Source organism: Sodalinema gerasimenkoae IPPAS B-353, assembly GCF_009846485.1.
Lineage (GTDB): Bacteria > Cyanobacteriota > Cyanobacteriia > Cyanobacteriales > Geitlerinemataceae > Sodalinema > Sodalinema gerasimenkoae.
On record NZ_ML776472.1, the window covers coordinates 4,850,156 to 4,862,350 of the forward strand.

4 protein-coding genes are annotated in these 12,195 nt (G+C 50.6%); all 4 read left to right on the plus strand.

All coding sequences use genetic code 11. From position 1 onward, the window contains the following. Positions 1-88 precede the first annotated feature (88 nt). A complete protein-coding gene (locus L855_RS21040) occupies positions 89-658 on the plus strand; it encodes a PDZ domain-containing protein (protein ID WP_159790866.1) in 570 nt (189 codons plus the stop codon). A 345-nt stretch (positions 659-1,003) separates the two neighbouring features. Continuing rightward, a complete protein-coding gene (locus L855_RS21045) occupies positions 1,004-1,798 on the plus strand; it encodes a DUF928 domain-containing protein (RefSeq protein WP_159790867.1) in 795 nt (264 codons plus the stop codon). Positions 1,799-1,820: 22 nt separating this feature from the next. Further along, entirely contained in the window at positions 1,821-7,034 is a 5,214-nt protein-coding gene (locus L855_RS21050; RefSeq protein WP_159790868.1) for a two-partner secretion domain-containing protein, read from the plus strand. Further along, the gene (locus L855_RS21055; protein WP_159790869.1) at positions 6,970-12,192 is read left to right on the plus strand and encodes a two-partner secretion domain-containing protein; all 5,223 of its coding nucleotides are present in this window, start codon (positions 6,970-6,972) and stop codon (positions 12,190-12,192) included. The genes L855_RS21050 and L855_RS21055 overlap by 65 nt, the downstream gene beginning before the upstream one ends. Positions 12,193-12,195: the final 3 nt, after the last annotated feature.

The window sequence follows — 12,195 nt, forward strand, 5'->3', positions numbered from 1 at the left end:
AGCTTTTATGAACAGTTCTTGGAGACGCCGGATCTCAGTCCCCATTGGCGACGTTACGCCCAACGACGCTGGTTAGCCACCAAGTTAATTGGAGACGCCGGATCTCAGTCCCCATTGGCGACGTTACGCCCAACGACGCTGGTTAGCCACCAAGTTAAAGCAGCAACAGTTCGCTGAGGGAACCAATCCCCAACGGGCCCAAGGGATTCGTGCTGAGATTCAACGCAAGGCCGGGCAATGGCAATTGGATGTAACCCGCATTCCCCCGGACCCCCAACCCGCTGAACCCACTCGGCTACCAGGAACAGTTCAGGTTGAGGGATTACCGGAACGAGTGCTGTTGCAACGTCGCAGCAACGGCGCTGGGTTTGTCCTAGGGGGAATGTCGGTGGAAGCCGTCCAAACCAGCAAATCCTTACAGGTGACGTTACGTTCTCGGGAGAGGGAGGACAGCATATTCGTCAAACTGACTCGCAAGGGGGGACTGGTTCGTCGCCATGGCTTGACAATTTATGCAGATGATGGTAAAAGCCTGCTGTTTCGCCTGGAGCAGGTCTGCGTCGGGCGACTGGTGTATCGGGGGGGGAATCCCCGAGTGGAGGTTGTGGTGTCCGGTTTAGAGGAACGCCAACGGATCTGCATTCGTCCGGGTTTGTAAGGGATATAATGACTCGGGTTTACATATTTCACAAATCTTAATAATCGGCTCAAAAAGGCTTGGCACAGGGCAAATCCGTAACAACTTGGATTTAGATCTGACACCTGGAATCAAATTCAGTATAATTACGGAATCACAATGGCGCTCTAGCAACGCCTAGGGCGGGCCGCTCGGCTAGGGGGTAAATCCGGGTGCATCCCTAATGTTTCGACGTAGTGCATCATCTTTGGGCAACAAAATCAACTTAACTGCTCTTCGGTGGACATGATCCCGGTTGAAATTCCGTAGTTTCTGGTTTTTCGTAACCATGACGACGGGTTTTTGTTGTTTTTTTAAATCCAGCTCATGACTCCTGCATTATTGGTTTTTCTGGCTACCGGTTGGTTGGAGGCGGGACTATTCGGGAATCTGATTCCTAGAGTGGTCGAGGATAATTCTAGGCGATCGCCCCAACCCCATCAAATCCAAAAACAGTTAAGTCCAGTCGCGCCAGACACCATCGCCCGTTTTGACCCGCCCGATCGGGGAGCACCTGAAGGAAGTGTCGATGCTGGGGGAACCCGAGGTAAATGCCCTCAAGATGCGATGCAGCCGAATCCTCCCCTGACGGTATTAGTTCCCAGAGTGACTCCAGATGCGAGGGACTGGGCCTTAACCGTGTCACCTCGTCCGACGTTTTGGGTCTATGTCCCGGAAACCGTGGCCTCGGAGGGGCTGTTTGTGGTGCGCGATCGCCAATGGAATGACATCCACCGTCAGGAGGTGGCGTTACCTGAATCGGGCCTTCTGGAACTGCAATTACCCGAAACGGCTGAGGAGTTAGGGTTAGAAGAAGATTACCGCTGGCAGTTTGCCGTCATCTGTCCTCCCGATGGAACCGGCGCGCCGCGAGAGGTAGTGGCTCAGGGTTGGGTGCGTCGGGTTGAACCCACCCCCAGTCTGACGAGTCAATTGCAGCAGCAGTCGGAGCGCGATCGGCCTCTGATTTATGGACAAAACGGGATTTGGTATGAGTCTCTCTCGGGCCTCGCGCATCAGAGACAGTCAGCACCCAATGACCCGCAGTTACAACAACGTTGGCAGGACTTTTTAGAGTCCGCCGGTTTGGCTGAATTTTCCGAATTTTCTCTGGTGAACTGATCTTTAAGTTGGGGTGGGTGTTATGGATACTCGGCAATGGGGATGGGTGGTGAGTCTGGGATTGGGGATGGCGATCGCGCCAGTAGTTCCCATTCAAGCTCAGATTATCCCTGATAGCAGTTTAGGCAATGAACGTTCGGTGACCACACCAACGGAAACCGGAGTCCAAATCGACGGTGGGGCCTTACGAGGGGATAATCTCTTCCACAGTTTCCAGGAATTTTCCATCCCCACCAACAGCGAAGCCTTTTTCAACAATCCCGACATCGCCAACATCTTTAGCCGCGTCACCGGCGGCTCAATTTCCGACATCGATGGTTTGTTGCGGGCCAACGGAACCGCCAACCTATTCCTACTCAACCCCAACGGCATCATCTTCGGTCCCAATGCTCGTTTAGACATCGGTGGTTCCTTCGTCGCCAGTACCGCCAACAGTCTCGTCTTTGAGAATGGCCTGGCCTTCAACGCTGAAGAGTCTGGGGAGGCCCCTTTACTGAGTGTGAACGTGCCATTGGGGGTGCAATTTAATAATAATCCCGGCAGTATTGAAGCCACTGGGGCAATTCTCAATGTATCTGAGGGAGAATCGATGGCCTTGGTGGGGGGAGAGATTAGCCTAAACGATGTTGAAATCAATGCGGCGGCTGGACGAATTGACCTCGTAGGAGTGGGGGAAGCGGGACAAGTCAGCTTTGAGGTGGGTGATGTCAACTCGGGATTTCCGTCCTTCGGGGTTCCCGCTGACCTGAGTCGCGCTTCGGTATCGTTGAATGAGGCGAATCTGAATGTAGTTGGAGTTGTGGGGGGAGAGATTGGGATTCAGGCGTTGGATGTGGAGATGCGCGATAGCGTTTTGCGGGGAGGAATCGCTGAAGGACTCGGGATTGAGGGCGGCCAGTCGGGGAATATTGAGTTGGATGCGACGGGTAACATCAGCATCTCGGATAGTCGATTGAATAACAAGGTCAGAGAAGACTCAATTGGCAATGCTGGTGATATTAACCTTCTCGCCAACACTGTAGAAATGACGAACGGCGCTCGCCTTACTTTAAGTACAACAGGGGTGGGCAACGCCGGTTCTGTCGCCATGAATGCTAATGATAGCATTGTCATCTCAGGGGCGAATCTTGATGAGTTTCCAAGTGGTATAAATATTCTGGTGAGAGAGGGTGGACAAGGAGATGTGGGTCAAGTCAACTTAAGTAGCGAAGTCATAGAAATAAGTGACGGTGGATTTATTTTGTCGGGAATCTTGGGTCAAGGAAATACAGGAGATATTACCCTGGAATCCCGTGATACAGTAAGCCTTTTAAACGAAGGGCGTATTGCGACGGATGTGGCAGAAACAGGACAAGGAAATGTAGGCAACATTAGCGTAATTGGTAATCAAGTAGAAGTTCGAGATGGTTCTCAGTTAACTTCGACAACGTCGGGGCAAGGGAATGCCGGTCGGATAGATATCCATGGAGCTGATAGGATTGTTTTTTCTGGAGAAAATTCGGAAGGTTTGGCTAGTGCTGCATTTAGTTTTAGTAATGTGGGAGAAACAGGACAGGGAGATGCAGGTGATGTTACCTTAGTCGGCGGAGTTATCCAGACAAGTGGCGGCGCGTTTTTATCTTCCAGTACTTATAGCGATGGAGATGCGGGTAATGTCACGCTAGAAGCTCATGAGAGCATTTTACTTTCTAGTGGTTTTGTATTGAGTAATAGTTTGGGAGAAAACTATAGTGGCAATGCGGGTAACGTTAGGATTACCGGTGAGATAGTAGAATTGCGAGATGGGGCGCATCTATCCTCAAGTACCTGGGGTGACGGAGATACCGGTACGGTAACAGTTGAAGCTAGTGGTCATGTTCTCTTCTCTGATAGTTCGGCATTGAGTGGTAGTGTTGGAGAAGACCATAGTGGGAATGCCGGTAACGTTAGGATTAGCGCTGAGACGGTAGAACTGCGAGATGGGGCGCATCTATCCTCAATCACCTGGGGTGATGGAGATGCCGGTACGATAACGGTTGAAGCCAGCGGTCATATCCTCTTTTCTGATATGTTCGCGTTGAGTTCTGGTGCAGGAGAGACTCGTAGTGGGAATGCCGGTAATATCTGGATTAGTGGTGAGACAGTAGAAGTGCGAGATGAGGCTCGTCTATTCTCAAGCACCCGGGGTAATGGAGATGCCGGTACGGTAACGGTTGAAGCCAGCGGTCATATCCTCTTTTCTGATAGTTCAGCATCAAGTAGTAGTTTTGGAGAAGCCCGTGGTGGGAATGCTGGTAGCGTCAGGTTTTTTAGCGAGACGATCGAACTGCGAGATGGGTCACGTTTATCTTCAGAGACTTCAGGTGATGGAGACGGAGGAATAATAACAGTTGAAGCCAGTGGTCGTGTCCTCTTTTCTGACAGTTCGGTATCGAGTAGTAGTTTTGGAGACACCCCTGGGGTAAATGCAGGCAACATTAGGATTCTTGGCGAGACAATCGAACTACAAGATGGGTCACGTTTATCTTCTAGTACGTTGGGTGAGGGAGATGCTGGGACAGTAACAGTTGAAGCCCGTGGTCATGTCCTCTTATCTGATAGTTCGGTATCGAGTGCTAGTTTGAGAGAAGCCCGCAGTGGTAATGCCGGTAACGTGAGGATTACTGGCGAGACGGTCGAACTGCGAGAGGGGTCACGTTTATCTTCAGATACCCCGGGTGATGGAGACGGAGGAATAATAACGGTTGAAGCCAGTGGTCATGTCCTCTTTTCTGACAGTTCGGTGTCGAGTGCTAGTTTAGGAGAAAGCCATAGTGGAACTGCCGGCAACATTACAATTGTTGGAGAGAGAGTAGAACTACGAGATGGGACGAGTTTACTCTCAAGTACATCGGGGGAGGGAAATGCCGGTAACGTCAGGATTATTGGCGAGACGGTTGAACTACGAGACGAGACTCGTCTCATCTCAAATACCTGGGGTAACGGAGAGGCTGGTACGGTAACAGTTGAAGCCAGTGGTCATGTCCTCTTTTTTGACAGTTCGGCATCGAGTTCCAGTTTCGGCGAAACCCAGAGTGGGACTGCTGGCAACGTTAGGATTACTGGCGAAACCATAGAACTGCGAGATGGGACGAGTTTGTCCTCAAGTACCTCGGGTGACGGAGATGCTGGCAGGGTGATTGTTGAAGCTAGTAGTCATGTTTTGTTTTCCGACAGCTCGGCATCGAGTATTAGTTTTGGAGAAGACTATAGTGGAAATGCTGGTAATATCAGAGTCATTGGTGAGAGTGTAGAACTGCGAGATGGGACAAGTTTATCCTCAAGTACTTTGGGGCAAGGAAATGCCGGAAGCGTCACTATAGAAGCTAGTGACACAGCACAATTATCCAACGCCAATGTCTTTAGTACCGTAGAAGAAAGAGCAAAAGGAAACGGTGGTGATATTCAAATTATTACCAACACGCTTTTTCTAGAAGATGGTGCCCAGTTAAATGTGAACACTTTGGGAGAAGGGAATGCTGGGACAATCATAGTTCAAGCCCATGATAGAGTGATATTATCGGGGGTTAATTCTGATGGTTTGGGTAGTCGAGTTTCTAGTGTCGTCGCCGAGAGCGGACGTGGAAATGCTGGAGGTGTGACTATATTGTCTAACATCCTAGAATTGCATGATGGAGCGCAGCTAAATGCAAGTACATTGGGTCAAGGAAATGCTGGAACCGTAACCGTTGAGACAAGTGATAGAGTTCTCTTATCGGGACTTAACAATCCCGAGGAAGTGACCACCGGTGTCGTCAGTGGCGTCGGAGGAAACGCACGAGGAAATGCCGGAGGTGTGAGTATTTTGACTGGCAGTCTGGAAGTGCAAAATGGAGCTCAGTTAAACTCAGTTACCTTGGGTCAAGGCAATGCGGGAACCGTAACGGTCGAAGCCAGTGATAGCGTGATTTTCTCGGGCGTAAATGCTGAAGGGGTACCCAGTGCAGCCTTGACCAGCGTGGGCGAAACAGGGCAAGGGGATGCGGGAGGCGTTAGCATTCTTGCCAACACTTTAGAACTCCGAGATGGGGCCATACTAGATTCAAGTACCTTGGGTCAAGGAAATGCAGGAACAGTCTCGATTGAGGTAAGTGAGACATTATTGTTATCAAACGGCTTGATCATGAGCGGTGTAGTAGAACAGGGACGCGGCAATGCCGGCAATATCACTGTTGTTGCTGACCGGTTAGAAGTTCATGATGGTTTGTTAATATCCAGTAGCACGAATCAAGGAGATGCGGGAACGATAACAGTTGAAGTCCGAGACAGTGCCATCTTTTCAGGCTTTTATACCGACCTTTCCGGCCCGGAACCTGAGGTCTGGCCGAGTGGTTTATACAGCACCATTGAAGAAGCCGGCCAAGGGAATGCTGGAGGCGTCAATCTCATCGCCGGAACTGTAGAACTGCGGGATGGAACGCGGTTATCCTCCAGTAACAACACCACATCCAATGCCAATGACTTTACAGCGGGTGATGTCTTTGTCCAAGCCGATCGCCTACACCTGAGCGATCGCGCCGACATCAGTGCCAACACCGGCGGTCGTGGTGGCAACGTCCGACTCGACACCGGAACCACCATCCTACGGCGGGGTAGCACCATCCAAACCAACGCCGAGGGAGACTTCCCTGGAGGCAATATCATCATCGATACCGATGCCCTCGTGGCCCTCGAAAACAGCGACATCACCGCCAACGCCATCAACGCCGCTGGCGGTCGAGTGATTATCAATACTCAAGGCATTTTTGGTACGGAATTTCGGGACGAACTGACCCCCGAAAGTGACATTACCGCCAGCTCAGACCTTGGGGCTGAATTCAGTGGTTCCGTAGAACTGAATACCCCAGATGTGGATACAGAAACGGGATTGGTGGACCTGTCTGCTAATCCCATCGATGTGGCGGCTATCCTGGATACTGACCCCTGCACTGGGGGACGGGAGAGCGAGTTTTATGTCACGGGACGGGGGGGATTGCCCCCAAATCCTGATGGGTCTTTAGCGACTGAAGCCACTTGGCTGGATTGGCGCTCTCTGGAGGAAACTTCCTCGGAAACTGCCCTGAGCCACAGCGAGGAAACCGCCCCCTTAGTAGAAGCTCAGGGCTGGCACGTCAATGGGGATGGGGCGGTGGTTCTCTCGGCTGAGACGGCTGATGGCTCACCCACTCCTCCCCAAGCGACATCGGCTCACTGTTCTCCTACTCATCCCAGCCGTTGAGATTCCTATGTCCCATCGCACCTCGATTCCCCTCGCTCTACTCAGCCTCTGTCTCTGGACGGCTCCCGCTCAGGCGGCATTACCTTCCCTAGAGGGGTTCCCAACCCTCGCCCTCAACCGGGAAACGGCAACCGGCAACGATTCCCGGAGCGGGTCGGGGCCTCAGATGCTGCAACAGGGACGAGGGTTCTATCAGGCGCAACGCTATCAGGAAGCGGTGGAGGCTTGGCAACAGGCGGCCCGTGAGTTCGATCGCCAGGAGAATCGCCCTCAGCAAGCCCTGGCCCTGAGTTATCTCAGCTTGGGATATCAACAGCTTGGGCAGATGGGGTTAGCCCATGAGGTCAATGAACGCATCGGGGACCTCCTCTCGGCTGACCCCATCGCCTCCCCAGGGCGATTAGCGCAAATTCTCAATATCCGAGGCCATCTGTTTCTCACCTCAGGACAGCCACAACGGGCGTTTGACATTTGGCAACAGGCCAGCGACGCCTATCGGCAAGCCGACGATGCTGAAGGGGCGATCGCCAGTCAAATCTTTAGCCGCGTCACTGGCGGCTCAATTTCTGATATTGATGGTTTATTGCGGGCCAACGGAACCGCCAACCTATTCTTACTCAACCCCAACGGCATTATCTTCGGTCCCAATGCTCGTTTAGACATCGGTGGTTCCTTCGTCGCCAGTACCGCCAACAGTCTGGTTTTTGAGAATGGCCTGGCCTTCAACGCTGAGGAGTCTGGGGAGGCCCCTCTGTTGAGTGTGAATGTGCCATTGGGGGTGCAATTTAATGATAATCCCGGCAGTATTGAAGCGACTGGGGCAACTCTCAACGTCTCCGAGGGAGAATCGATGGCCTTGGTGGGGGGAGAGATTAGCCTAGAGGATGTTGAAATCAATGCACCGGCTGGACGAATTGACCTCGTAGGAGTGGGAGAAGCGGGACACGTCAGCTTTGAGGTGGGTGATGTCAACTCGGGATTTCCGTCCTTCGGGGTTCCCGCCGAACTGAATCGCGCCTCAGTGTCGTTGGATGAGACGAATCTGAATGTAGCCGGAGTTGTGGGCGGAGAGATTGGGATTCAGGCGTTGGATATCGAGATGCGCGATAGTTTTTTGGAGGGGGGAATTGCTGAGGGACTCGGAATTGAGGGTAGCCAGTCGGGGAATATTGAGCTGAATGCGATGGGTGATATCACTATCTCAGATGGTGAACTCTCGAATTCAGTGGGAGAAGGCTCGATTGGAAACGCTGGTGATATTAATCTAGTCGCCAACACTGTAGAAATGACGAATGGTGCTCGCTTAACGTCCAGGACAACAGGGCGAGGAAATTCCGGATCTGTGGCCGTTAATGCGAGTGATAGCATTATCATTTCGGGGCCAAGTTCTAACGATTCTTCAAGCGTTATAAATATTCAAGTTGTAGAGGGTGCGCAAGGGAATGCAGGTCATATCAACTTAACTGGCGAAGTCATAGAAATAAGTAACGGCGCACTGGTTTCTTCAAGTACCTTTGGTAACGGAAATGCGGGAAACGTCAACCTAGAAGCCCATGATACGGTACGCCTCCTGAATGAGGCGCGGCTCTTCAGCGCTGTATTCGAAACGGGACAGGGAGATGGGGGAAAGATTAGCGTAACTGGGAATCGAGTGGAAGTTCGAGATGGCGCTCAGTTATTTTCTAGTACTGTCGGTCAAGGAAATGCCGGTCGTATAGAAATTTACGGCGCTGACAGAATTATTTTTTCCGGACAAGATTCAGAGGGTTTTCCCAGTAGCGCTTTAAGTGGTGTCGGAGAAACAGGACAGGGAGACGCTGGTGATATTAACCTAGTCAGTAGGGTTATCCAGACAAGTGACGGCACGTTTTTTTCTTCTGGTACTTTTGGTGAAGGAGACGCTGGTAATGTGACGCTAGAAGCTCATGAAAGCGTTTTACTTTCTGGTGGTTTTATAGTGAGTGACAGTTCAGGAGAAACTCAGAGTGGGAATGCGGGCAACGTTAGGATTACTGCCGAAAGAGTCGAACTTCGAGATGAAGTGCGTCTATCCTCAAGTACGTCAGGTGACGGAGATGGTGGAATAATAACAGTGGAAGCTAGTGGTCATGTTTTATTTTCTAATAGTTCAGCTTCTAGTACTGCTTTTGGAGAAGACTATAGTGGTAATGCTGGTGATATCAGGGTTATTGGTGATACGGTACAACTTCAAGATAGAGCGAGTCTATCCTCAGATACCTTAGGTCAAGGAAATGCTGGTAATATCAGTGTGATTGGTGACACGGTTGAACTACGAGATGGTACTAGTCTAGCCTCAAATACCTCAGGACAAGGGGATGCGGGCAATATTAGGCTCATTGGTGATACGGTACAACTTCAAAATGGAAACCTTCTTTTCTCAAATACCCTAAGCGACGGAGATGGAGGAACAATAACGGTTGAAGCTACTGGTCATGTTTTGTTTGCTGATAGTTCAGTATCAAGTAGTAGTTTGGGAGAAAATACTAGTGGAAATGCCGGTGATATTAGGGTGGTTGGACAAATAGTGGAACTTCAAGATGGAGCGCGTCTAGCCTCAGATGCCCGGGATCAAGGGGATGCTGGTAACGTTAGTATTGTTGGTGAGACTGTGCAACTCACAGGTGGAGCAAGTCTGTCCTCAAGTACCTTAGGGGAAGGAAATGCTGGTACGGTAACGGTGGAAGTCACTGGTCATGTTTTGTTTTCTGACAGTTCAGCATTGAGTGGTAGTTTCGGAGAAGGTGATAGTGGTAATGCGGGCAACGTTAGGATTACTGGTGAAACGGTAGAACTGCGAGATGGAGCGAGTTTACTCTCAAGTACCCGGGGTGACGGAAATGCTGGCAGGGTAATCGTTGAAGCCAGTGGTCATGTTTTGTTTTCAGATAGTTCAGTATTAACTGGTAGTTTCGGAGACAACTATAGTGGGAATGCCGGCAACATTAGGATGACTGGCGAGACAGTAGAACTACGAGATGGGGCGAGTCTCTTCTCAAGTACCTTCGGTCAAGGAGATGGAGGAATAATAACGGTGGAAGCTGGGGATACTATTGTTTTATCAAATGCTTCGATTTCGAGTGGTGTGGCAGAATCTGGAACTGGAAATGCTGGGGGTATTAGCATTCGCGCTAATAGGATACAGTTACTTAATGAAGCTCGTTTATCTTCGAGCACTTCAGGTGAGGGAGATGCGGGCAGGGTAATCGTTGAAGCCAGTGGTCATGTTTTGTTTTCAGATAGTTCGGCATCGAGTAGTAGTTTCGGAGAAGGTGATAGTGGGAATGCTGGCAATGTAAGCATCACGGGCGAGACGTTAGAATTTCGAAATGGGTCACGTTTATCTTCAAGCACTTCAGGCGAGGGAGATGCTGGCAGGGTGATTTTTGAAGCCAGTGGTCATATTTTGTTTTCGGATAGTTCGGCATCAAGTGGTAGCTTCGGAGAAAACTATAGTGGGAATGCTGGCAATATCAGGGTTACTGGTGAGACCGTTGAACTACGAGATGGGGCGCGTCTATTCTCAAGTACCTTGGGTCAAGGAAATGCTGGAACCGTCATAATAGAAGCAAGTGACACGGCACGATTGTCGAGTTCTAATGTCCTTGTCAATGTAGAGGAAAGCGGACAAGGAAACGGAGGGGATATCCGAATTATTGCAGATAGGCTGTTTATGGAAGATGGCGCTCGATTAAATTCGAGTACCTCGGGTCAAGGGAATGCAGGGACTGTCACAATTGAGGCAAGTGGTGAAGTCATCTTCTCAAATAGTTTTGCCGTAAGTGCTGTTGGAGAAAACGCGCGAGGCAATGCGGGAGGGGTGAGTATCTCGGCTAATACTCTGGAAGTGCGAGATGGAGGTCTATTGAGTTCAAGTACATCAGGGCAAGGAAATGCTGGAACGGTCATCATAGAAGCGGAGGATAGGGTGGTTTTCTCAGGAGTGAGTTCCGAAGGAGTACCTAGTTCGGGCTTCACCAGCGTGTTGCAAACAGGCCAAGGAGATGCCGGAGACTTTAGTATTTCTGCAAATACCGTGGAAGTACGAGATGGAGCGATGTTGGATTCGAGTACCTTCGGTCAAGGAAATGCCGGAACCGTAACTGTTCAGGCAAGTAATCTAGTTCTGCTCTCAAATGGTTTTGCCTTCAGTACTGTAGAAGAAACAGGACAAGGAAATGCTGGAGGTGTCAGTATCCGGGCTAATACTGTAGAAGTGAATGATGGCGCTCGTTTGAATGCAAGTACCTCGGGTCAAGGAAATGCCGGAACCGTAACTGTTGAGGCAAGTGATAGAGTTCTCTTATCGGGACTTAACAATCCCGAGGGAGTAGTCACCGGTGTCGTCAGTGCTGTTGGAGAAAACGCACGAGGAAATGCCGGAGGTGTTAGTATTTTGACTGGCAGTCTGGAAGTGCGAGATGGCGCTCAGTTAAACTCAGTTACATTGGGTCAAGGCAATGCTGGAACCGTAACGGTCGAAGCCAGCGATAGGGTCGTTTTCTCAGGAGTAAATTCTGAAGGAGTACCCAGTTTAGGTCTGACCAGCGTGTTACAAACGGGGCAAGGGGATGCAGGAGGCATTAGCATTATTGCCAACAGCTTAGAACTCCGAGATGGGGCAGTACTAGATTCAAGTACCTTCGGTCAAGGCAATGCAGGAAGAGTCTCGATTGAGGTGAGTGAAACATTATTGTTATCAAATGGCTTTGTTGGGAGTGGTGTAGGAGAAGAGGGAGGTGGTAATGCTGGCAATATCACTGTTGTGGCTGACCGGTTAGAAGTCCATGATGGTTTGTTGATATCCAGTAGCTTGAATCAAGGAGATGCGGGAACGGTAACCGTTGAAGTCCGCGACACTGCCATCTTTTCAGGCTTTTATACCTCCCCTTCAGGCTGGGTGTTAGACGGCTTGGGGAGTGGTGTATACAGCACCATTGAAGAAGCCGGACAAGGGAATGCCGGAGGGGTGAATCTCATCGCGGGAACTGTAGAACTGCGAGATAGGGCGCGATTATCCTCCAGCAACAACGCCACATCCAATGCCAATGACTTTACAGCGGGTGATGTCTTTGTCCAAGCCGATCGCCTACACCTGAGCGATCGCGCCGACATCAGTGCCAACACCGGCGGTCTATAATTC